Origin of the sequence: Streptomyces sp. R35 (assembly GCF_041053035.1) — a bacterium.
GTDB lineage: Bacteria > Actinomycetota > Actinomycetes > Streptomycetales > Streptomycetaceae > Streptomyces > Streptomyces lutosisoli.
Map to the genome: position 1 here is coordinate 2,292,306 of NZ_CP163440.1, position 22,392 is coordinate 2,314,697.

General features: G+C 70.3%; 21 protein-coding genes and 1 tRNA gene. 10 read left to right on the plus strand and 12 right to left on the minus strand.

Annotated features, from left to right (window positions below; genetic code table 11):
* Positions 1-166: 166 nt before the first annotated feature.
* The 3 genes from AB5J50_RS10790 to AB5J50_RS10800 form a co-directional block, all read right to left on the minus strand.
* Entirely contained in the window at positions 167-994 is an 828-nt protein-coding gene (locus AB5J50_RS10790; protein WP_369257025.1) for an SCO1664 family protein, read from the minus strand.
* Positions 958-1,548, minus strand: coding sequence for a DUF3090 domain-containing protein (locus AB5J50_RS10795; protein ID WP_369257027.1), 591 nt, complete (start codon positions 1,546-1,548; stop codon positions 958-960). The genes AB5J50_RS10790 and AB5J50_RS10795 overlap by 37 nt, the downstream gene beginning before the upstream one ends.
* Before the next feature lie 120 nt (positions 1,549-1,668).
* Positions 1,669-2,355 carry a histidine phosphatase family protein gene (locus tag AB5J50_RS10800; RefSeq protein ID WP_369257029.1) on the minus strand — a complete coding sequence of 229 codons (687 nt, stop codon included), beginning with the start codon at positions 2,353-2,355 and terminating at the stop codon, positions 1,669-1,671.
* A 98-nt stretch (positions 2,356-2,453) separates the two neighbouring features.
* Here AB5J50_RS10800 and corA point away from each other — a divergent pair, with 98 nt between their 5' ends.
* Complete coding sequence (corA, locus tag AB5J50_RS10805; RefSeq protein WP_327427479.1) at positions 2,454-3,437, plus strand: magnesium/cobalt transporter CorA; 984 nt, start codon at positions 2,454-2,456, stop codon at positions 3,435-3,437.
* 77 nt (positions 3,438-3,514) lie between these two features.
* On the opposite strand, the gene AB5J50_RS10810 is transcribed toward corA, so the two are convergent.
* Positions 3,515-4,300 carry a ferritin-like domain-containing protein gene (locus AB5J50_RS10810; protein ID WP_369257031.1) on the minus strand — a complete coding sequence of 262 codons (786 nt, stop codon included), beginning with the start codon at positions 4,298-4,300 and terminating at the stop codon, positions 3,515-3,517.
* Positions 4,301-4,531: 231 nt separating this feature from the next.
* The gene (locus AB5J50_RS10815; protein ID WP_369257033.1) at positions 4,532-5,587 is read right to left on the minus strand and encodes an LLM class F420-dependent oxidoreductase; all 1,056 of its coding nucleotides are present in this window, start codon (positions 5,585-5,587) and stop codon (positions 4,532-4,534) included.
* A gap of 175 nt (positions 5,588-5,762) precedes the next feature.
* Between AB5J50_RS10815 and AB5J50_RS10820 the strand changes: the two genes are divergently transcribed.
* On the plus strand, positions 5,763-6,746 hold the full coding sequence (locus AB5J50_RS10820; RefSeq protein ID WP_369257035.1) for an aldo/keto reductase: 984 nt from the start codon (positions 5,763-5,765) through the stop codon (positions 6,744-6,746).
* The gene (locus AB5J50_RS10825; protein ID WP_369257037.1) at positions 6,743-8,983 is read left to right on the plus strand and encodes a helix-hairpin-helix domain-containing protein; all 2,241 of its coding nucleotides are present in this window, start codon (positions 6,743-6,745) and stop codon (positions 8,981-8,983) included. The genes AB5J50_RS10820 and AB5J50_RS10825 overlap by 4 nt, the downstream gene beginning before the upstream one ends.
* A gap of 103 nt (positions 8,984-9,086) precedes the next feature.
* Here AB5J50_RS10825 and AB5J50_RS10830 read toward each other — a convergent pair whose 3' ends face one another.
* Complete coding sequence (locus AB5J50_RS10830; protein ID WP_369257039.1) at positions 9,087-9,773, minus strand: hypothetical protein; 687 nt, start codon at positions 9,771-9,773, stop codon at positions 9,087-9,089.
* 47 nt (positions 9,774-9,820) lie between these two features.
* Between AB5J50_RS10830 and AB5J50_RS10835 the strand changes: the two genes are divergently transcribed.
* Positions 9,821-10,009, plus strand: coding sequence for a DUF5703 family protein (locus AB5J50_RS10835; protein ID WP_028801646.1), 189 nt, complete (start codon positions 9,821-9,823; stop codon positions 10,007-10,009).
* Positions 10,010-10,111: 102 nt separating this feature from the next.
* Here the strand turns inward: AB5J50_RS10835 and AB5J50_RS10840 are convergent, their stop codons facing one another.
* The 3 genes from AB5J50_RS10840 to AB5J50_RS10850 all read right to left on the minus strand — a co-directional run bounded on the left by AB5J50_RS10840 (position 10,112) and on the right by AB5J50_RS10850 (position 12,805).
* Complete coding sequence (locus AB5J50_RS10840) at positions 10,112-10,948, minus strand: chaplin (protein ID WP_369257041.1); 837 nt, start codon at positions 10,946-10,948, stop codon at positions 10,112-10,114.
* A 151-nt stretch (positions 10,949-11,099) separates the two neighbouring features.
* Complete coding sequence (gene chpH, locus AB5J50_RS10845; protein WP_369257043.1) at positions 11,100-11,333, minus strand: chaplin ChpH; 234 nt, start codon at positions 11,331-11,333, stop codon at positions 11,100-11,102.
* Between the two features lie 146 nt (positions 11,334-11,479).
* Positions 11,480-12,805: a M20/M25/M40 family metallo-hydrolase gene (locus tag AB5J50_RS10850; RefSeq protein WP_369257045.1), complete on the minus strand. Its 1,326-nt coding sequence runs from the start codon at positions 12,803-12,805 to the stop codon at positions 11,480-11,482.
* 187 nt (positions 12,806-12,992) lie between these two features.
* On the opposite strand from AB5J50_RS10850, the gene AB5J50_RS10855 reads away from it, so the two are divergent.
* A tRNA-Leu gene (locus AB5J50_RS10855) sits at positions 12,993-13,077 on the plus strand.
* On the opposite strand, the gene AB5J50_RS10860 is transcribed toward AB5J50_RS10855, so the two are convergent.
* From AB5J50_RS10860 to AB5J50_RS10870, 3 genes are all read right to left on the minus strand, one after another.
* Positions 13,059-14,417 (minus strand): recombinase family protein, encoded by a 1,359-nt coding sequence (locus AB5J50_RS10860; RefSeq protein ID WP_369265364.1) that lies wholly within the window; start codon positions 14,415-14,417, stop codon positions 13,059-13,061. The two genes, AB5J50_RS10855 and AB5J50_RS10860, sit on opposite strands and share 19 nt — an antisense overlap.
* 73 nt (positions 14,418-14,490) lie before the next feature.
* Positions 14,491-15,402 carry an IS3 family transposase gene (locus AB5J50_RS10865; RefSeq protein ID WP_369257047.1) on the minus strand — a complete coding sequence of 304 codons (912 nt, stop codon included), beginning with the start codon at positions 15,400-15,402 and terminating at the stop codon, positions 14,491-14,493.
* The gene (locus tag AB5J50_RS10870) at positions 15,399-15,731 is read right to left on the minus strand and encodes a transposase (RefSeq protein WP_369257049.1); all 333 of its coding nucleotides are present in this window, start codon (positions 15,729-15,731) and stop codon (positions 15,399-15,401) included. The genes AB5J50_RS10865 and AB5J50_RS10870 overlap by 4 nt, the downstream gene beginning before the upstream one ends.
* Before the next feature lie 371 nt (positions 15,732-16,102).
* Here AB5J50_RS10870 and AB5J50_RS10875 point away from each other — a divergent pair, with 371 nt between their 5' ends.
* The 5 genes from AB5J50_RS10875 to AB5J50_RS10895 are packed head-to-tail and all read left to right on the plus strand — an operon-like array spanning position 16,103 to position 22,352.
* Complete coding sequence (locus AB5J50_RS10875; RefSeq protein WP_369257051.1) at positions 16,103-16,285, plus strand: hypothetical protein; 183 nt, start codon at positions 16,103-16,105, stop codon at positions 16,283-16,285.
* Positions 16,286-16,329: 44 nt separating this feature from the next.
* On the plus strand, positions 16,330-17,793 hold the full coding sequence (locus tag AB5J50_RS10880) for a tyrosine-type recombinase/integrase (protein ID WP_369257053.1): 1,464 nt from the start codon (positions 16,330-16,332) through the stop codon (positions 17,791-17,793).
* Positions 17,790-19,622: a hypothetical protein gene (locus AB5J50_RS10885; protein WP_369257055.1), complete on the plus strand. Its 1,833-nt coding sequence runs from the start codon at positions 17,790-17,792 to the stop codon at positions 19,620-19,622. The genes AB5J50_RS10880 and AB5J50_RS10885 overlap by 4 nt, the downstream gene beginning before the upstream one ends.
* The gene (locus tag AB5J50_RS10890) at positions 19,619-21,811 is read left to right on the plus strand and encodes a hypothetical protein (RefSeq protein WP_369257056.1); all 2,193 of its coding nucleotides are present in this window, start codon (positions 19,619-19,621) and stop codon (positions 21,809-21,811) included. The genes AB5J50_RS10885 and AB5J50_RS10890 overlap by 4 nt, the downstream gene beginning before the upstream one ends.
* Entirely contained in the window at positions 21,804-22,352 is a 549-nt protein-coding gene (locus AB5J50_RS10895; RefSeq protein ID WP_369257057.1) for a hypothetical protein, read from the plus strand. Before AB5J50_RS10890 ends, AB5J50_RS10895 begins: the two co-directional genes overlap by 8 nt.
* Positions 22,353-22,392 lie beyond the last annotated feature (40 nt).

The following is a 22,392-nucleotide window of genomic DNA, read 5'->3' on the forward strand; positions in this document are numbered from 1 at the left end:
GGCCGGGAACACACCCTTGCGCGAGGCCGGGTGGTGTGCAGACGAGGTCCTGGGGCCGGTACCTAAGACCTCGGGGCGCTCTGCGCTTCGGCGACCAAGGGTTCGTTGTGGTTGATCGCACAGTTCCCCGCGCCTCCCCGCGCCCCTGTCGGGGCGCCGGGTCGGCTCACACCGGTGGCCAGGGAATCGCCGGCCACTCCCCGCTCGGCTCCGGGTGCTTCCCCGAGGTGAGCATCGCGTCGACACGCGCGCGTGTGGCGTCGATCTCGGCGGCGGTGATCAGTTCGGCCAGCCGGGTGGCGAGCGGTGCGCCCGGCGCCAGGCCGTCCCGCAGGGAGGTGAGGACGTCGACCGCCTCCGTGGTCAGTGACTCCCCCGCCCAGCCCCACAGCAGCGTGCGCAGCTTGTTCTCGGCGTTGAAGGTGACCCCGTGGTCGATGCCGTACAGCCGGCCCTCGTCGGCGGGCAGCAGATGGCCGCCCTTGCGGTCGGCGTTGTTGATCACGGCGTCGAGGACGGCGAGCCGTCGCAGCCGGGTGTCGTCGGCGTGCACCAGCAGCGCCGTCCTCCCCTCGCCGACCTCGGCGAAGCCGATGGCCTTCCAGCCCTCCTCGGGCTCCTCGCGGTCCACCAGGGCGAGCAGCTCGGCCCCACCGTCTTCGGCCGTCGCCTCGATCCAGAGCTGGCACATGCCCTCGCCGTACGGCCCGTCGCGCAGCACGGTGGGCGGCACGAGCCCCCATCCGGTCGCCTCGGAGACCTCGTACGCGGCGACCTCGCGCTGCGCCAGGTTGCCGTCCGGGAAGTCCCACAGGGGCCGCTCCCCGGCGATGGGCTTGTAGACGCAGAACGCGTCCCGGCCCTCGTACGACACGGAGCAGTACAGCACCGCGTTCGAGGCCTCACGGATCCGTCCGCGCACCTTGAGCTCGCCCTGGGCGAGCAGCTCTGCCGTGGTCACGCTCCGCGGCGGTATCCGTTCTGGCGCGGACATACGTGTCCTTCCGGGTCGAGCGGGAGGCTGCACAGCGGGCACGGGGGCCGGCCGGCGTTGACGACGTCGAGGGCTCGTTTGGCGAAGGCCCGGGCCTGCGCGCCGGTGAGCCGGACCCGGAGCATCGGCGGGCCGTTCTCCTCGTCCTGGAGCAGCTTCTCCTCGGCCTCGGCGAGGTCCTCCTCGGACTCCGCGTCGAGCTCCACGAGGGCCTGCGCCTCGACGATCATGCGCTGCTCGTCACCGTCCCAGGCCAGCGCCATGGTGCCGACCCGGAACTCCTCCTCCACGGGGGTGTCGAGGGGGGCGGTGTCGGACACCTCGGTCGGGGCCATGGCCGGGACGGGCGCGCTGCCGCCGGTCCGCCGTACGACCTCGTCGAGGAGCTCGTCCATCCGCTCGGCGAGTGCGGCGACCTGGGTCTTCTCCAGGGCCACACTGGTTACCCGGGGTCCTGAGGAGGCCTGCAGGAAGAAGGTACGACGCCCGGGCAACCCGACCGTACCGGCCACGAAGCGGTCCGGGGGGTCGTAGAGGAACACCTGACGGGACACGTCCTGTCTCCATTGAATCGGCATGAGGACCGGCTGACTGCGCCGGTCCGCATCGGCTGCTGAGAACTTGCTGACAACTGCTGCGCTGCTTCGACCGCTTCACCCTACTGCGGCCGACGATCACGGTGCGCCCGCGCCGCCCCCGACCGGGGCGTCACCGCTCGGGGGTTCCTCGCGCGGCGCCAGGGACGCGAAATCGCCGGTGTCCCCGAGGCGCACGAGAAACGGCCTCATCCGTGTGTAGCGGATCGCGGTGATCGAACACGGTTCAACAGAGATCCGCTGGAAGAGGTCGAGGTGAAGTCCGAGTGCGTCCGCGACGAGGGACTTGATGATGTCGCCGTGCGAGCACATGAGGTACACGGCGTCACCGCCGTGATCGCGCTCCACGCGCGCGTTCCACTCGCGCACCGCCTCGGCGGCCCGCGTCTGCATGGCACGCATCGACTCGCCGCCGGGGAACGCGGCCGCGGACGGATGCGCCTGTACGACGTCCATCAGCGGCTCGTCCTTGAGCTCGGCGAGCTTGCGGCCGGACCAGTCGCCGTAGTGCGCCTCCCCGATACGGTCGTCGGTGTGCGCCCGCAGCTCGGGCCGGGCGTCGAGCAGCGGCTGGACGGTCTCCTGGCAGCGCTGCAGAGGGCTGGTGACGACCTCGGAGATCGGCAGCCCGGCGAGCCGCCCGGGCAGGGCGGCGGCCTGCTGGGCGCCGCGCTCGTCGAGGGCGACGCCGGGCGTCCAGCCGGCGAGCAGTCCCGCGGTGTTGGCGGTGGAACGTCCGTGCCGGACGAGGATCAGGGTGGGCATGCGGCCCAGCGTAAACGGGCGCCTCGGGGACAGGCCGGGCCCTGTGGACAACGGCGGCCGGAGTGCGCCCGTGCCCGAGCGGCGGAAGAATACACTCCGTGATCGTCGACTGCGCCATCTACCGTGACGGGCACCGGACGGAGGGCCCCGACGATCTCTCCGACGCCCTGGCGCAGGCGCGTGCCGCGGGCGACGCGTTCATCTGGATCGGGCTGCACGAGCCGACGGAGAAGGAGTTCGACCTCGTCACCGAGGAGTTCGGGCTGCACCCGCTGGCGGTCGAGGACGCCCTGAAGGCGCACCAGCGGCCCAAGCTGGAGGTGTACGACGACTCGCTGTTCATGGTCCTCAAGCCGGTCTGCTACGAGCCCGACAGCGACGTCGTCTCCACCGGCGAGGTCATGGTCTTCATCGGGGACTCCTTCGTGGTGACCGTCCGGCACGGCGAGGGCTCGCCTCTGGCTGCCGTGCGGCGGCGTCTGGAGGCGAGTCCCGACATGCTCCGGCACGGGCCGACCATGGCGCTCTACTCGATCGCCGACGCCACGGTCGACCACTATCTGGAGGTGGCGACCGAGCTGGGGACCGACCTGGAGGAGCTGGAGGCGGAGGTCTTCTCCCCGACCCTCGGCGGTTCGCGGAACACCGCGTCCAGGATCTACACGTTCAAGCGGCAGGTCCTGGAGTTCCGCAGGGCCTCGGTCCCCCTGGCGGTACCGCTGACCCGGCTGTCCGGGGCGGGCGTGCCCTTCGTGAACGACAAGGCGCAGCCGTTCTTCCGCGATGTCAACGACCATCTGATGCGTGTGAACGAGTCCGTGGAGGGCCTGGACCGGCTGGTCTCGGACATCCTCTCGGCGCATCTCGCGCAGATGAGCGTGCGCCAGAACGACGACATGCGGAAGATCTCCGCATGGGCGGCCATGGCCGCGATCCCCACGATGATCGCGGGAATCTACGGCATGAACTTCGACCACATGCCCGAGCTGCACTGGCTCTGGTCGTATCCGGCGGTGGTGCTGGCGATGGTCTCGCTGGAGATCCTGCTGTACCGGCAGTTCAAGCGGCGGGGGTGGCTGTGATCGGGCTTCGAGCGGCGGGGGTGGCCGTGCGGGTCGGGTCTGGGACGACCGGGCGCGCGCGCCCGCGTGACGGCGGCTTACGCGAACTCGGGTGCCGCCGCGGGGCCGCCGAGCGCGTCACGCCGTTCGGGCATCCTCAGGGAGACCATCCGGCGCCAGCCCACGGCCCGCTCGTAGGCGTAGACGGCGTGGATGCCCACGGCGAGCGTCGCCGCCTTGGCCCTGGGCCAGCCGAGGATGCGCCCCACGTGGGCCATCACGGCGAGGCTGACGTCCCGGTAGACGCGGATCTCGGCCAGCGCGCACTCGCGCAGCGCCTCCTGGATGGCGCGGCCGTGTCCGGCGTGCGCGAAACGCAGCAGTTCCTCGTGGCAGTAGGCGAGGTGGTTGTCCTCGTCGCCGGAGATCATCTTCACCGCGCGGCCGATGTCGGGGTCGTCCGCGAAGTGCTTGCGCAGCAGCTCCATCTGCTCGGAGGCGCGCTGCTCGGTGACCCGGCTGTGGGCGAGATACGTGAGGATGTCCCGCACGGTGAGCGGCTGGTCGCTCTTGAGCTTCTCGTGCGCGAGCCCGATCCCGCGCCGTTCCAGGAGCATGGTGTAGTCGGTGTCGGACGGGATCTCGACGGGTTCGAGGCCGCGCTTCTTCATGAGGGCGTTGAAGATCCGCCCGTGCTTGTCCTCGTCGGCGCCGTGCCGGGCGATCTTGGGTGCGAGTTCGCGCTCGCCGGGCGGGACGAGCGCGGCGATGCGGGCGTTCTCCCAGCCCCCCTGCGATTCCCCGCTGGCGGCGATGGAACAGAAGAGCCGGAACGACTCGTCGTTGTCGAGGATCTCCTGAAACAGACTTTTGGCCGAAAGCATCTCGCTGACACCTCTCTGCAGGGCTGCGCAGAAAACGAGTCAAATGGGATGCCAGGAGCACGGCAACCGATGTGTCGGACAAATCCGCCAAACGACGGACCACGAGGGAGGCCCAGGCGCGTAACCAAGGGGGCGCGGGCGCGTTGTTCTCCGTGACGGCCGTGGCGGGGAAGACCCCCCGAGCCCCCACCACGGCCGCAGAACCTCTCCTCCGACCTGCTCTATCGCGCGCTACGCGAGCCCGGCACGCTCCAGGGCCTCGAAACCGGCCCGGAGCGAGGCGATCCGGTCGTCCAGGGTGAAGCCCGCAGGGGCCAGCGAGAGCGTGGTGACCCCGGCCGCGGCGTATGCCTGCATCCGGTCGGCGATGCGGTCGACGGAGCCGAGCAGCGTGGTCTGGTCGATCAGGGTGTGCGGAATGGCGGCGGCCGCGCCCGTCTTGTCGCCGGACAGGTACTTGCCCTGGATGTCGGCGGCTTCCTTCTCGTACCCCATGCGCTGGGCGAGCTGGTTGTAGAAGTTCTGCTTGGGGCTGCCCATGCCGCCGACGTACAGCGCGGTGTACGGGCGGAACATGTCGGCCAGCGCGTTCACGTCCTTGTCCTCACCCACGGCGAGCGGCAGCGTCGGACAGACGTCGAAGCCCTCCATCGTCTTGCCCGCCTTCTCCCGGCCCGCGCGCAGATACGTGATCGCGGTGTCCTCCAGGTGGTCGGCGGAGGGGAAGATCAGCAGCGCGCCGTCGGCGATCTCGCCGGTCTGCTCCAGGTTCTTGGGGCCGATCGCGGCGATGTACAGCGGGATGTGCTCGCGCTCGGGGTGCACGGTCAGCTTGAGCGGCTTGCCCGGGCCGCCCGGCAGCGGCAGGGTCCAGTGCTCGCCCTCGAACGACAGGCGCTCGCGCGTCATCGCCTTCCGTACGATCTCCACGTACTCGCGGGTGCGGGCCAGCGGCTTGTCGAACTTGACGCCGTACCAGCCCTCGGAGACCTGCGGCCCGGAGACACCGAGGCCGAGGCGGAAGCGGCCGCCCGACAGCGAGTCCAGGGTCGCGGCGGTCATCGCGGTCATCGCGGGCTGACGGGCCGGGATCTGGAAGATGGCCGAGCCCACGTCGATGCGCTCGGTCTGGGCGGCGACCCAGCTGAGCACAGTCGCCGCGTCGGAGCCGTAGGCCTCGGCGGCCCAGCAGACGGCGTATCCGAGCCGGTCGGCCTCCTGGGCGACGGCGAGATTGTCCGCGTCCATTCCCGCGCCCCAGTAGCCGAGGTTGATCCCGAGCTGCATGGCCGATCCCCTTACCGATCAGTAACGTCCCTTGTTCCGGAGACCCTAGCGCGCTGGTGGGCACGGCGGCAGGGACGGGCTCGGGCACGGCCGGTCCGGGTCGCCCACACTGCCCTGATCCCGGTTGTCCACAGGCACCCCACGTATCGAGTTCTGGCCAGTAATCTCGGCGTCCATGGAGCAGAGGCATCTCGGCCGTACCGGCCTGCGTGTGTCCCGGATCGGACTCGGCACCCTCACCTGGGGGCGGGACACCGACGAGCATGACGCCGCGGACCTCTTGAAGGTGTTCTGGGAAGCGGGCGGGACCCTCGTCGACACCGCGGATGTGTACGGCGACGGGGAGGCCGAGTATCTGCTCGGACGCCTCATAGAAGGGCTCGTGCCGCGCCGGGACCTGGTCATCTCGACGAAGGCGGGGAGCGTACCCGACCCGGACCGCCGCTTCGACGGCTCGCGCGGCCATCTGCTGTCCGCCCTCGACGCCTCTCTCGCGCGCCTGGGCACGGACTACGTGGACGTGTGGCACATCCACGCCTTCGACCCGGCCACACCGCTGGACGAGACCCTCCAGGCGCTCGACCTCGCGGTCAGCAGCGGTCGCGCGCGCTACGCGGGCGTGTCCAACTTCTGCGGCTGGCAGCTCGCCAAGGCGGCGACCTGGCAGCTCGCGGCGCCGGGAGTGCGCACACGCCTGGCCAGTACGCAGATGGAGTACTCCCTCCTCCAGCGCGGCGTCGAACGGGAGGTACTGCCCGCCGCCCTCGATCTGGGCGTCGGCCTGCTCCCTTCCTCACCGCTCGGGCGGGGCGTGCTCACGGGCAAGTACCGGGGTGGGGTGCCGTCCGACTCGCGGGGCGGCTCGGAGCACCTCGCGCCGTTCGTCGCGCCGTACCTGGACGACACGGCGAGCAGCATCGTGGACGCGGTGACGACCGCGGCGGACGGCCTCGCCGTGACAGCGCTCCAGGTGGCTCTCGCCTGGGTCCGCGACCGGCCCGGAGTCGCCGCCCCGATCGTCGGCGCGCGCAACGCGCAGCAGCTCACGGCCGCGTTGTCAGTGGAGACCCTTAGTCTTCCTGACGAGATCTGCCGGGCGCTCGACGACGTGTCAGCACCGGTGCACCACTATCCCGATCACGACTGGAGCACGCTGTGACCACGGAGCCGGAGACCACGGAGGAAGCGGAGCCGGGGGCGCCGGGCGCGGACACGGCCGCGGACGCCCCGGAGACCGCGGGCGACGACGCCGGCGCGGCCGAGGGCGACGCGGACGCGTCCTCCGAAGGCGGCGACACGGAAGCGTCCTCCGAGAGCGGGGACACGGAAGCGGAAGGCTCCGAAGGCGCCAAGAAACTGTCCGAGGCCGAGGCCGAGCTGGCGGCCCAGCGTCTGGAGCGGGAGCGGATCGAGCGGCGGAAGGCCGAGAAGCAGGGGCCGGTCGAGGCCGGGGCCAAGCTCAGTGGGAAGGCCGCGGATCTGCTCGCGGCGGTGCGGGCCGTGGAGAGCGGCGAGAAGCCCGCGGCCACCGCGTTCCGCGAGCCCGAGCCCGCGCCACGCAGGATCGTGCAGGAGCCCGCGCGGCGCCCGCAGCCGGTGGCCGCCCCGGCCCCCGCACCGTCGGCCGCCGCACCCGAGACCGTCGGAGCCGTACGCGCGGTACTGACCGAGGGCGGCGCCCCCGACGCTCTCGCGCCGCAGGCCGTCGCGGCCCTGGGCGAGGGCGCCGACGAGCAACTGCGCGAGGACCCCTGGCAGTTGCTGCGGGTCGCGGGGGTGCGGCCCGAGCAGGCCGACGGGTTCGCCCGCGCGCTGCTCGGCACGGAGTGCGGCCCCGACGACGAGCGGCGCGGCCGGGCACTCACCGTCTGGCTCCTGGAGCAGGCGGCCCTCGCCGGACACACCGCCCTCGACGCCCCGGCGCTCACCGCCGCGCTCTCCCAGCGCTCGGTGCCGGATGCCGACGCGGCCGTGCAGAGCGCCCTCGCGGAGGGCGAGGCCCTGGTCTTCCAGGACGCGCTCGACACGGCGCCGGCCCCCACCGCGCAGGAGGAGGGAGCCGAGGAGCCCGAGGAGCGCCCGGTCCGCGTCCTGGTGGGCCTGGAGCGGTACGCGCTGGCCGAGGAGAGCCTCGCCGACGGACTGGCCCGGGTGATGAACTCCGTGCCGAAGGAGGACGGTTCGGCCGCCGACTGGGAGCAGGCCGCCGCCTCGGTCGGCCGCTCCACCGCGGAGCTGATCCGCGCGGTCGCGGGCCACGGCCTGGTCCTGCACACGGGCGGGGACGCGTCCCAGGCCGAAGCGGCGGCGCTGCTGTACGCCGCGCGCGGTCTCGGCCTGCGCGGCTGGGCCGCCACACACACTGCGGGCGGCCGCGACCGCTTCACGGTCCAGATGGCCCAGTACGACCAGCCGGACGGCCCCGCAGACGGCACGGGCACCGGTGTCGTCACCGTCGCGGGGCTCCTGTCCGGCGCCGAGGGCCCGGGCCGGGACGCGGACGGCGCCTTCGACCTCGACCTCCTCGTCGTCCTCGACGCGCCGCAGCTCGACGTCGAGACGGCGGCCATGCTCGCCGAGTCGCTGCCGGACGGTGCGCGGCTGGTGCTGAGCGGGGACCCCGGGGTGCTGTGGTCGGCGGGTCCGGGGAAGGTCTTCGCCGACCTGCTCGCCGCCCGGGTGTGCCCGCAGGTGGCCTCGCGGACCCCGGATCCCGGGCCGATCGGCGAGCTGGTCTCCGGGGTCGGTATCGGCGAGCTGAACCAGGTCGAGGCGCCCGGCAAGGAGGTCGTGATCGTCCCGGTGCGGGACGCCGGCGAGGCCGTGCACCGGACCGTGCAGCTCGTCGCGGACTCCGTGCCGCGCGCGATCGGCATCCCGGCCGAGCAGACCCAGGTGATCACGCCGGGGCACGGCGGCGCGGTCGGCACGCGCGCGCTGAACGCCGCCCTCAAGGAGCGGCTGAACCCCGGCCCCGGCCGCTTCGGCGGCTTCGACCCGGGCGACCGGATCGCGTACTCCCCCGCGCCGGGCCGTTCGGTGCCGGGCCATGTGGTGAAGGCCGACGCCGACGGGCTGCACCTGGAGTGCGCGGGTCTGCCCGTCGTCGTACCGAAGGAGCGGGTGGAGCAGTCCGTGCGGCACGGCTGGGCGCTCACGGCGCACCAGACGGTGGGCATGCGCTGGCCCGCCGCGGTCGTGGTGCTCCCCGGTGACGCCGCGCAGTCCCTGACCAGGCCCTGGGTGTACACGGCCTTCGGCCGCGCCGAGCGTCATCTGTCCGTGGTGCACGGGGTGGAGCAGGCCCTTCAGCGGGCGGTGGCGGAGGTCCCGCAGAAGCCGCGCACCACGCGCCTGCCGGCCCTGCTCAAGGCGCAGGCACCGGCCTCGGGCTGATCTTCTCCGGCACCCGGCGCCCTGCTCCGTGCACACAGTGGTGGCGGCCACCGGACCTCGGTGACCGCCACCCCCGTACGTACGCTTTCAGTGATCCGCCGTGCTAGTGGTCCGCGTCCAATGGCTCAAGATCCCCGTCGGGGCCGAGGTCGTCCTCCAGGTCGTCCTCCGCCTCGTCGTCGAAGACGGCGCTGACGTCGAAGCGGCAGACCACGCGCTGCGGATCGATCGATTCGAACGGGATCTCCAGCCACTCGCCGGGCTCGGCCGGTTCGTCCGCCGCGGTCACCCAGAGTGTGGAGTCCGCCTCCTCCAGGCCGAACTCCTTGTGCCGGGAGGCGATCTCGTCCGGTTCGAACTCGCCGAACAGGACCCCGAGCGCACCGTGGATCGTGCCGGCCGCCGCGTCGAAGCCCGCGGTGGCGGTGGCGCCGTCCTCCTCCACGGCTTCCACGCGCTGGGCCTGCGCCAGCAGCCGCTGTGGCTCCACCACCGCGTAGTCCCGGCGGATCAGCACGCTCAGCGCATTCGGCTCCTCAGGGCCCGTGTACGGCGGCAGCGTGTCGTCGGTACCGGGGATCTCGAAGGGTGTGACCTCGTCGTAGCGGTCGTAGAGGAGCTCGTCGTACTCCTCAGCCGCGGCGGCCAGCTCGTTGAACGCCTCGTAGACGCCCGGGTCGTCTTCACCCGTCCTGCGCTCGACCGCGGCCAGGTGGCGGTCGAGAGCGGTCTTGACCGCCTCGGCGGCGGCGCGTACCTCGGCAGCGGTGGGCTGCACAGCATCAGACATAGTGCAGACGCTATCCGTACACGGCCTCTGCCCGCACAATAGATGCGATGCCGGAATACGAATTTGTCGACGTGTACGTACCTCGCGGGGTCTCCCGCAAGGAGACGACACGCCTGCTGACGGACCATGCCGAGTACGGACACTGGGAGTTGGACCGCCTGAGCCTGCTGCGCGACGGCAGCCGCAAGGTGCGGTTGCGCCGGCGGATCATCCGCCAGGTGCGCGCCACGTGGTGACGACAGGCCGCTGAAACGGAGCGGGCCCCGCACTGGCGGGGCCCGCTCCGTTCTTCACGCCACAGGGGACATGTGTGACGCTGTGCTCATGTTCGTGCCGGTTTACGCCGCCGATCGTGCCTTCCGGTAGAGCAGGGCACCGGCCAGCAGCGCCCCCGCACCGGCGGGTACGACCACACCGAGCGGCAGGTCACTGCCGGTGTGGGCGAGCTGCGCGGCGCCCTCGGGCTGGGTGACGGACTGCGCCCCCGGGTGGTTGGCGTTCGAGGAGCCGCCCGGGTGCTTGCCGCCCGGGGTGGACGGCTGGCTCGGCTGCCCGGGGTGACCCGGAGTGCCCGGGTTACCCGGCTGACCCGGCTGACCCGGCTGACCCGGGTTCCCGGGGTGGCCCGGCTGCCCGGGGTGGCCCGGCTGCCCGGGGTTACCCGGAGGCGGCGTCTCGTGACCGCCGCCGGGCGGAGTGGTGGAGTGACCGCCACCCGTCCCGTTGGCGCAGTCGTTGCCCGCCGCCGCGTTGCCGACGCCGACCACGTTCACGCTGTTGCCGCAGACGTTGACCGGCACGTCGATCGGCGCCTGCACATGGTTGCCGGAGCCGACGCCCGGTGAGTCGCTGGCGTGCCCGCCGGCCTGCGCACCACCTCCGGAGTGGGAGCCTCCGTCGCCGTAGCCGCCCCCGGAGGAACCGCTGCCGCCGCCGTGGTTGACGCACGTGTTGCCCATCGCCGGGTTGAGCACCCCGACGACGTTCACGGTGTTGCCACAGACGTTGACCGGCGCGTGCACCGGCGCCTGCACGGTGTTGCCCGACAGCACGCCGGGCGAGTCCGAACTGGAGCCGTTCGCACCCGAGTCGGCGTGTGCGTAGCCGCCGGTCGCGGCGAGTACGCCGGTCGCGGCCGCCACCGTCATCAGGCCCTTGCGGGTGACCTGTCGCATAACTGAATTCCCTGCCTTAGCCCTTGGCTTGGACCATCCGGAACGCGCACGCATTCGTCCAGTGCGTGCGCCGAAAGCCGGTCGGCCCCGGAGCGCATGGCGCGCACTCCGGGGCCGACGGGCTCAGACCCTCATGGGGTGAGGCACAACGTCACTTGTTGATGCAGGTGTTGCCGAAGGCGGGGTTCAGCAGCCCGATCACGGAGACCGTGTTGCCGCAGACGTTCACCGGGACGTGAACGGGCACCTGGATGACGTTGCCGGACAGGACGCCCGGGGAGTGCACGGCGGCACCCTGAGCACCCGCATCGGCGACGGCCAGGCCCGCACCCGCGAGAACCAGACCACCAGTGGCAGCCGCAGCAGCGACGACCTTCTTGATCATTATTCCTCCTTGTTGGCAAATGCGATCCCAAGTAGCGGATCGCTACACCTGTAACGAGGAGGGAGTACTAGAGCTACGAGCTTATGGTCGCATTCACCCTTCCCAGGTGATCTCCGTACGCGCGGGCGAATACCGGGGTCAACACGTCACGACGCGTCGATGAAGCGGTCGAGCACACGGACGCCGAACTGCAGCGCATCCACCGGCACCCGCTCGTCGACACCGTGGAACATGCCCGCGAAGTCCAGCTCCGGCGGCAGCTTCAGCGGGGCGAAGCCGAAGCAGCGGATGCCGAGGTCGGCGAAGGACTTGGCGTCGGTGCCGGCCGAGAGCATGTAGGGCACGGCGCGTGCGATCGGGTCCTCGGCGGACAGCGCGGTCTGCATGGCGTCGACCAGCGCCCCGTCGAAGGTGGTCTCCAGCGCCTTGTCCGCGTGCACGTCCTCGCGCTTGACCTTCGGTCCGAGAATCCGGTCCAGGTCGGCGAGGAACTCCTCCTCGTACCCCGGCAGATAACGCCCGTCGACGTGCGCCGTGGCCTGCCCCGGAATCACGTTGACCTTGTACCCGGCACCCAGCTGGGTCGGGTTGGCGGTGTTCTGCAGGGAGGCGCCGATGAGCTTGGCGATGCCGCCGAGCTTGGCGAGCGTCGCGTCCATGTTCTCCGGGTCGAGCTCGGTGCCGAGCGCGTCACCGAGCTCGTCGAGGAAGTGCCGCAGCGTCTTCGTCACCCGGACCGGGAACGTGTGCCGCCCGAGCCGCCCGACGGCCTCGGACAGCTCGGTGATCGCGTTGTCCTTGTGGATCATCGAACCGTGCCCGGCGGTGCCGTCCACGGTCAGCTTCATCCAGTGCATGCCCTTCTGCGCGGTCTCCACGAGATACAGCCGCAGCTTCTCGTTGACCGTGAAGGAGAACCCGCCGACCTCGCCGATCGCCTCCGTGACGCCCTCGAAGAGGTCCGGGTGCTTGTCGACCAGGTGCCGCGCGCCCCAGGTGCCGCCCGCCTCCTCGTCCGCGAGGAAGGCGAGGACGATGTCGCGGGGCGGCTTGCGCCCGCTGCGCAGCCGGTCCCGGACGACCGCCAGCGTCATGGCGTCCATGTCCTTCATGTCGACCGCGCCACGGCCCCACACCATTCCGTCCGCGATCTCTCCGGAGAAGGGGTGGTGGGTCCAGTCCGCCGCGTTGGCCGGTACGACGTCGGTGTGGCCGTGGATGAGCAGCGCGGGCCGCGAGGGGTCCTCGCCCTCGATGCGGGCCACCGTGGAGGCGCGCCCCTTGTGCGACTCGAAGATCTGCGGCTCCAGCCCGACCTCGGCAAGCTTCTCGGCCACGTACTCCGCGGCCTTGCGCTCGCCCGGCCCGGAGTGGTCCCCGTAGTTGCTGGTGTCGATCCGGATCAGCTCGCGACAGAGGTCCACGACCTCGTCCTCGCCAGAGACGCCCCTGGCCGTGTTCGACTCGCTCACGCTGCTTCCTCCCACTGTCACTGCTGGTGGTCCCCCTCATCCTCTCTCCGACCCCCGCCGGTGCCCAAGGCCGGTCCCGGCCCGTCACACGCCGTTCACGCGGGAACAGGGCGTGATCAGGGGCCCTGGAAAGCCTGGTAATGTTTCCTCTGTCGCCGCGAGGGAAACCCCGCGCGACAGACACCTTGTCCGGGTGGCGGAATGGCAGACGCGCTAGCTTGAGGTGCTAGTGCCCTTTATCGGGCGTGGGGGTTCAAGTCCCCCCTCGGACACCGACTGGTAGCCCACGGGTTGCCGCAGAGTGCTGGTTGAGGTTCATCTCAACCAGCACTTTCTGTCTTCCGGAGTCGTAGGTCAGGGCGAGCCCGAGCTGACGGTAGATCTCCGCCTTGTCCCTGGTCTCCGCCTGGCGGACGACGGCGGCCAGATCGCTGATGGAGCGTACGAGCCGGGCGATCTCGTCACGGGTCATCCGGGCGCCGGGGCCTTTGGTCATGGTGCGCCATTCGGCTTCGGACCGGGCTTTGCGGGCCTGAGTCTCGGCGATCCACTGAGTGATGAGGGCGGGGTCGGCTCCGGCTTCGAGGGCTGCGCGGTGGGTGGCGAGCTTGGCATCGCAGTCGGCGATCACTGTCCGGGCGGTCTCAGCGGCCTCCTCCTCATCGCCGACGCGGGGTGCGGCACCAGCCATCAGGTCGATGGTGTCGTTGAGGCGGTGCGGCAGGAACACCTTGCTCAGCCAGTCGTCGAGTGGCGGGAGGATCCACGTCTCGCGCAGGTAGACGTTGCGGGGGTGATGGATGTGGTTGGCGAGGGCGTACTCCTCGGGGAAGCGGCATCGGTAGTACGCCTCGTCGTGCGCCCAGTGCCCTTGCATCTTGCGCCCGCACGCGGAGTGGATGAGCGCACCCCGCAGGACGTAGAGGTTCTGGGTTCGTTTGACTCCGTGGGCAGGTCCGGTGCGGGTGCGGGAGGCGAGGATGTCCTGGGCCTGGGCGAAGGTCTCGTCGTCGATGAGCGGGGTGTGCACGATGCGCTGGGAGACGACCCATTTGTCTTTGCTGTTCCAGCGCAGCGTGGTGGTGTAGCCGAGGGTGACGTCCTCGATGTCCAGCAGGCTTTCGTGCTTGTGCTGCCGGTTCCAGACCTGGCGGCCGGTGTAGCGGGGGTTGGTGAGGATCGCGCGGACGGCGCTCTTGGACCAGGCCCGTGTGTCGCGGTGCGGGTTGCGGGCCGGGTCGTGTGCGGAGGGGCTGGGGATCTGGTGGCGGGTCAGGCCTTCGGCGATGGCGAAGATCCCGAGCCCGCGCAGGTACTCGGTGAAGATCCGTGCGACGACGGGAGCCGCCACAGGGTCGGGTTCCAGGCCGTACAGCCGTCTGCCGGTGGCAGCCTTGCCGGGGTTGGGGTGCGGGCCGAGGTCGACGAGCCGGTAGCCATAGGGAGGGCGTCCGCCGAGGTAGCGGCCCTCGACGAGGGTCTGCGAGGCCATGGCGGAATGCACGCGGATCTTGATGCGGTTGCGCTCGCCCTTCGACATGCCGCCGAAGACGGACATGATCAGGTCATGGGCCTCGTTGTCCGGGTCGATGGCTCCGCCGACTTCCGGCACCCACAAGGGGACGCCGTAGTGGGTGAAGAGGGGGAAGGTGTTGCTGTCAATCCCCTCGAACTGTGGAGATCTTCTAAGCGGCCAGTTCCAAGGCGGAGTTGGCCCGGTGGTTGTGCTCGTAGTCGATCGGACTCTGATATCCACACACGCTGTGTAGTCGGTGCGTGTTGTAGAAGCCGGTGATCCAGGTCGCGATCCGCAGTCGGGCCTCGGTGCGGGTGGCGAACGTGTGCCGGTGGACGTACTCGACCTTGAGCACGCTGTTGAACGCCTCGCTGACGGCGTTGTCGAAACACGACCCGACGCGGCCCATGGACTGGGTCACGCCCAAGCGGCGACAGGCCCGGCGAAAGCGCCGGGAGCCGTATTCGCTGCCGCGGTCGCTGTGGAAGATCACACCCTTCACGTCACCGCCGCGGGCGGCCGCGGCAATGTTCAAGGACGCCACGACCAGTTCGGCGTCATGGCGTGCGCCCATCGCGTAACCGAGCAGCCGACGCGAGAACAGGTCGATGACGGTGGCCAGGTAGAGCTTGCCCTCACCGGTGGTGATCTCGGTCATGTCGCCGCACCACACCTGGTCCGGAGCGTCCGCGGTGAAGTCACGGCGCACGAAGTCCGGGGCCGCCGGCCGTTTGCCGGGCCGGGTCAGCCCGCGCCGTCGGCGGACCTTCCGCCCGGCCAGGCCGAGTTCGGCCATGAGACGGGCGACGGTGTTCACCGAGACCCGCCAGCCCGCGCGGACCAGGAGGAGCCAGACCTTCGGGGAACCATAGGTGCCGCCAGAGCCCTCGAAGATCTGCCGGACCGCGGCGGCCAGCTGCCCGCGCCGGATCTCACGCGCGGTGGTGGGCTTGTCGCGCCACTTGTAGAACCAGGACTCCGACACCCCCAGGACCCGGCAGGCCAGACGGTGCGGGACGCAGTGCTCGGTCCTCTGGTTACCGATGAACGCGGCCAGGGCGGCCGGGTCCGTCACGGTCACTTCACCCAGAGGACCATGCATCGCTTGAGGACATCACGCTCCATTTCCAGCTCGCGTATCCGCTTGTTCTTCTCCGACATCTCCCGCCGCAGCCGCTCCAGCTCGGCGCGCTCGGCCTCGCGCATCCGTCCACCCGGCGGCGCGGGCTCGGCCGGCCGGTCGGACGACGCGGAGCCGTTGCGGCGCCACCGCGACACCCAGCTGTGCAGCGTGCCGGAGTGCACGCCGAGTTCCTCGGCGACCTCCGGGATCGGCCTGCCCCTCTCGATCACGATGCGTACAGCACCCTCACGAAACTCAGGCGTGTACGTCCGTTGCTTGGACCCCATGAACCCTATGAACCCCAACTTCCCCTGCAATCACGGACTCCACGCTACGAGGGGAGGGACACCGCAGAACTCGGTGCGCAGCTACCTACTCGGCGGGAACGATAGACGCCAGCCGAAGAGCGGGCCTCCACGGCCCGCAGCGGCTCAATTCCGCAGATCGACGCCTCGCCGCACGGGCCGTTTCCACGGACGCGGTGTACGACTGCGGACCGGCGTCCGACCGCCGCACAGGTCGCTCCGTGTGTCTGCGCCTGTCGGAAACCTCATCCGTGCAGGTCGTGACCCTCGGGGCTGATCGCGCGGAGACGTGCATTGCAGCGGGTCCGCCCCCGCCGGTAGTCATGGATCAACAGCGGGCAGGATCATCGTTCGTGCTGCTCCGTCTCGCCTACCTGGCCGCCACCCATGTCTTCGCCGCTCTGTGGCTGCTTCCGATGAGCGACCGCGCCAAGGACGCCGAGATCCTCGCTCTACGCCACCAGCTCGCCGTTTATGTGAGCTACCACATGTGTCTCATCAACAGCCTCTGGTCCGTGAGCAGATCACCAGCGTGAGTGGTTCCTGAGCGGAGAAAAGGCGCCTGTGCTTCGGCTTCGGGATGGTGGACGGGTTCGACGTCAACGAGCGGGATGGGGACGGTGCCGTGATCGCTGATCTGTGCACGACGAGCCGGGCTCGTTCGGAGAGCTGCCTGGGTCCTGTTGGCCCGGTGGTTGTGCTGGACCGTGTAGGTGTCCGCGAGGGTCAGCCGTTCATTTTGGCAGGGGACGGCTCGTATGACCTGCAACTGAACCGCTTTCTGCGGGAGTTGCCGAGTTGGGGTGTGCGTGCCGAGAACAGCGTTCTGGGATACGCCCGGGACGTGATGCTCTTCGTCCGGTTCCTGGAGACCTCGCGACATGGAAAGCCGATCTGGGCGTGCGACGGCGATGATCTGCGGGCTTACAAGCGAGTGCGGTTGTGGTGTGACGGGCCGGGTGCTGTGTCGGTGGGGACGTGGAACCGGTCGGTGGCGGCGCTGGACAAGTGGGTGGCGTGGTCACTGGATGCTGGACTGCTGAAGCGGGCGCCGTTCCGGTACGTCGACAAGACGGTGATGACACCTGCCGGCCCCCGTCGTGTCCACGTGAACGCGGAGATGGAGCAAGATCCGGAGGACGAGCCGGTGCGGTTCGTCTCCTTCGAGGACTACCTGTTGTTTCGGGACGTGGGACTGCGCGGGGAATTGCCGGAAGGCGGCGCTGATCCAGCGTGGCGAGGGCGACACAGCGAGCGCAACGCCCTGTTCGCCGACGGTCTTGTGCACAGCGGGATGCGGCTGGGTGAGGCGTCATGTCTGCTGGTGCCTGAGGTGCCACCGCCGGGCAAGCTGGGGGAGTTCAGGGTGGCGGGCGCGGTGGCGAAACGGCGCAAGGGGCGCCGGGTGTTCCTGCCGCCGCGCAAGGTGCGCCAGTTCCACCACTTCATAGCTGTCGAGCGGGATGCGATCGTGGCCCGCTGTATGGCGCAGGGCCGCTTCCCGTCCGCGTCTGCGGACGGGACGGTGATCCGCACGGGCCGGTATGCGCTGGTGCTGGACGGCGGCGCCCGGAGCTGGCCGTACGGACGTATCGGTCCGGCGGAACGTCGACGTCTGGTGAGGCGCACTGGGGAACCGCTGTGGTTGTGGCTGGCCGATGACGGGCGGCCGCTGGCGCCGGCCGCGTGGCAGGCGGTGTTTCGGCGGGCGAACGCGCGGTGCGCTTCGTTCGGGGTCGATGTCGAGGTGCACCCGCACACCCTGCGTCACACCTATGCCGTGTACATGCTGGGGCTGTTGCTGCGCCAGACGGTTCGGGCTCTGGGCCGTCGGCTGGACGGGCCGCTTGCGCACGCGGAGCTGCGGCGGCTGCTGATCGGTAATCCGATGCGGACCCTGCAGTTGCTCCTCGGCCATGCCCGCGAGGCCACCGTCTACGTGTATCTCGACGTGCTGGATGAGGCGCAGGAGATCGTACTGGCCGCGTTGGCCGAGTGGGACGCGCAGAGCATGGCGCTGGAGCGGGCCGGGGAGGCGACGTGAGTCGGCGGGTGCGGTTTCCCGCTCCGGAGGAGCTGCCACCGGAGCCGGAGGCGGTCCCGGCGGTGGGTCCGGTGATGTTCACTGCGAGGTTCTCCGGCGGGGTCGAGCGATGCTACGACTTCTCTGCGCTGGCGTGCCCTCGGCTGGTGCGGCACCTGGCCCGGGCGCTGGCGGGCCTGGCGGGAGTGGAGAACCGCCAGAAGTATGTGGGTACGACGGACAGCTACGCGTCCACGCTGACTGAGTTCGTCACCTACCTGGCCAAGACCGGGGACATGCACAGCGACGTGGAGCTGGAGGACCTGCGTCCGGAGTTCCTGGATTCCTTCGAGACGAGCCTGGTCGCCCGGTACGGGGATTCCAGCACAACGCCGTACCTGCGGATGCAGCAGCTGGTGAAGTTGCTGCGGCTCGTCCAGGAGGAACACCCGGACAGGCTGGGCACGGCGATGCAGGCCCGGCTGGGTTTCACCACGGTCCAGGTCGGTCAGGGCCGTGGCCGGCCGCTGGACGCCTACCCGGATGCGCTGTTCGAGGCGATTCAGGCGGCGGCCTTGGCCGACGTGCGTGCAGCCCGCGACCGGATGCTGGCTGGCGAGCGGCTGGCCGCGGTCGGACGGGACCCGGCCGGCGGGGGCTGGCACGGCTGGACACAGGAGAACGCGGCGTGGTACATCGCCGACCGCGGACCGCTGACGGGAGCACTGCGCGCGGAGCACGGCGCCATGGACAAGATCACGGATCTGGGCGGGATCGGCAGGCTCAACAGCCATTTCTTCCTCACGGCATACGACGTGATGGCGTTCGTGGTGCTGCTGATGTGCCAGACCGGTCTGGAGCCGGAAGCCGCGTGCCGGCTGTCGGCCGATTGCCTGATCAACCCGGCCCGCGGGTATGTGAGTATCGCCTACGTCAAGAACCGGGCCCACGGCCAGTCCCGCAAAACGCTGCGGGTGACCGACGGCGGCGCCGTGCACCAGCCGGGCGGGCTGATCCGCCTTGCGGTGCGGCTGACCGCTCACGGCCGCCGCCTGACCGGAACGGATCTGTTGTGGACACACGCGCTGCGCGACGGGCGGGTGATTGCCACCTTCGGTCGTCACCGGGCCACCACCCTCGCCACGGTCAAGCAGGCGTTCGTTGAACGCCATCAGCTCACCTCGCTGTTCGAGGCATCCGGCGAGGACGCGGTCTTGAACCTGCGGCGGCTGCGCAAGAGCTACAAATCGCGCCGCTACCGGCAGACCGGCGGATTGCTGGAGGACTTCGCCGAGGGCCACAGTCCCCGGGTCGCGGCCAAGCACTACGCCGACATCGACGCGCACCGTCCGCTGCATGAGGAGGCTGTCGAGAAGGGCCTGCGCGAGGCGTTGGACGCCGCGCTGGAAGCGCCTGTCGTTCTCGATGACCAGGGCCGCAGGCTGGACACCTCGGCGGCCGAGGTGCCTCCCGATGAGGTTGCGGCGGCCCTGTCCGGGGACAGCGACGTGTGGTTGGCGTCCTGCCGTGACTTTTACGCCTCACCGTTCGCCCGCCGCCCGGGCTCCGGCTGCCCGGTGGCGGTGTGGGGCTGTCTGGAGTGCCCGAACGCGGTGTTCACCACCAGGCACCTGCCAGCGATTCTCAGTTTCGCCGGATTCTTGAGCACCCAGCGCGAGGAGATGACGGTGCTGGAGTGGAACGCCCGCTATGCACTGGCGTGGGAGCGGATTACCACCGGCATCCTGCCGCAGTTCACCGGCGAGCAGCAGGCCACCGCCCGGCTCATCGCGGAAAGCCACGACGCGGCCCTGCACCTGCCCGGCCAGATCCTTCAGGGACTGACATGACTCCCACGACCCGCTCTTCCGCCTCCGTCGAGCAGCCCGGTCCGGATCGGCCAGCAGGACCTGCGCCGGTCCCGGGTGACGCGCCCGTGCTGCCCGACCATGTGCTGGCCGCCGCGGGTCATCCAGGGCCGGGGCCCCGCTTCGCCGACCCTGTCTGGGACATGAGGCCGTTCCTGCCGCGCAGCACCAGCGAGCGCACGATCGTTTTCACATCGGTTGCCGACCCGGTCACGGCCCTGGTACTGCGGGAATATCTCTACTCCCGTCTGCGGCGCGGCAACTCCTCCCTGGTCCGGCGAGGCCCGATGAAACTCACCGGCATCTTCGGGGCCTTCCACAAGGCCCGGACCGTCATCGCCACCTTTCAGACAGTCGGCGCCCGCCGCCTGAGTGACGTAACGACGGATCACCTGCAAGCCGCGTTGGAGCGGTGGCAGACCGTCTCGGCGGAGGAGGCGGCACTGCGGGTGACCGCCGTGAAGCACCTGTTCGCCCATGGGCCGTTCCTAACCGCCGACCGGCTGCTGGTCAACCCCTGGCCCGGCCGCTCCGGACACGCGGTGGCCGGAGTGATCCGCGACGGGGAGAACACCACCGAGCGCATCCCCGAGGAGATCATCGCTCCTCTCGTGAAAGGCGCCGTCTTCTACGTCACCACCGCCGGCCCCGACATCCTGGCCGCGCAGCGCGAACTCGCCGAGCTGACCGCCGCTCACCAGACAACGCGGCCCTTTCGCGGTAACGGCTCAGCTCGGGCCCGGATCGATGCGTTTGTTGCCGAGCTGCGGGCCGCCGGTCGTGGCGTTCCCGCCCTGCCTCGCCGCCAGGCCCCCCGCCGCCCGAGTATCCCCGTGATCGACGGAGTGCCGCAGGCGCCCAACGCCGCGCTCGTCGCCCGCATGACCGGAGTGTCCGTCTCCGCCGAGGTCCGCCGGTACCTGACCGAGGCAGCTGGCGAGCTCGGCTACCAGGCCGGCGGCCTGCGGACCGCGCTGTCGATCTGGCCCGGCAGCGGACGCCCGTGGCGGCCGGGCCTTGGCCCGATGGAGCTGGCCACCGAACTGGTCCAGTTGCGCACGGCCTGCTGGATCGTGATCGCTTACCTGTCCGGAATGAGGGACGCCGAAGTTCGGGAACTCGCCCCTGACTGCGCGTTCACCGAGAACGGTCCGGATGGCCGTGTCCGCCACAAGCTGCGCGGCCGGGTCCTCAAGGGCCGCAAGCTCTCCGGCGAGGAAGCCGAATGGGTTGTGCTCGACATCGTCCACCAGGCCGCCGCGCTGCTCACGGACGTCAACGACGACCCGACCCACCTGTTCGGCCACAAGGGCATGACCAGCAACAGCCTTGTCCTGTTCGGCTCGGTCAACAAGCGCCTGAACGACTTCCGTGATCACCTCAACGAACTGTTCAGCACCCCGGACGCCCCCTACCTGCCGCTCCACACGGCCGCGCCGTCGCCGGACAACGGCACGTCCGCTCATGAAGAACCGGGGAGTGAAGAAGGGGAGGAGGAACTCGTGCCGTGGCGGCTGAGTACCCGTCAGTTCCGCCGCACCCTGGCCTGGCACATCGCGCACCAGCCGTTCGGCGTCGTTGCCGGCGCCCGGCAGTACCAGCACGCCGAACTCGCCCTCTTCGAAGGCTACGCAGGCACCTCCCCCTCGGGCTTTGCCGCCGAGGTCGCCGCCGAACGCGCCATCGCCCAGCTGGACTACGTCGAGGACCTCTACCGCGACTGGAACGACGGCCACCGCACCAGCGGAGGCGCCGCCGGCCGCGTGAACGCCGAGTTCGCCCGGATCCGCCGGGAACTGGGCGATCTGCCGGGCATCGTCGCCAGCCCTGCCCGGCTGCGCACCATGCTGCAGCATCTGACGAAGACCCTGCACCCCGGCATCCTCAACGACTGCTTCTACCAGCCCTCCTCCGCCCTCTGCGCGAAGCGGGCCCAGCACACGGGCCGACCCCTGCCGCTGCTGACCATGTGCCTGACCTGCCCTAATGCCCGCCGCTCCAGCGTCCACCTGCCCCGCCTGACGACCGCCCGCGTCCAGGCCCAGCGCCCGCTCGACGCCCCGACCGGACTGTCCCGGCTCCAGAGCGCCGCGCTGACCACCCACATCGCCGAACTCGACCACGCCATCGCAGAACTCCGCGCCACACCGAAAACCCCAACGCATGAATGACTCCGCCGCGCTGCGGCTGCGGCACGCCCTGGAGCATGCCGGCGTGCCCATCCGACCGGGTACGGACCAAGCCGTCGTCCACGCCTTCGAGCGAATCGTCACCGGAACCCCCGAACACACCAGCGGCGCCCTGACTATCTCCACGCTGTGCAAGGAAGCGGGCGTCTCGCGCGCCACCTACTACCGCTCACCCCTGGCGAAGATCATCACCGGGCTCCTCAAGACACCCGACGTGCCCCGCCCGCAGACCGACGTCCTGACCGCGGACATCGCTCGTCTCAAGAAGGCCGAGCGCACACTGCGCTCCCAGCACGCAGCCGAGCAGCGAGAGGCGCGCGCCACCATCGCCACCTACGCCGACCACATCCAGGCACTGACGCTGCGTAACGCCGAACTCGAAGCGGAGAATGCCGCCCTGCGCGAAGCTCTCCACCAGCCCGACGGCAACGTAGCGGCTCTCCCCGTGACGTCTTTAAGGCAGGCGTGGCGACAAGGCTCAGGCGTTCAGCGCCTTGGTGACGAAGCCGATCGTCTGGGTTAGGGCGGACCGGGCGGCGACTGGCTTCGTTGCTCGCCGGATC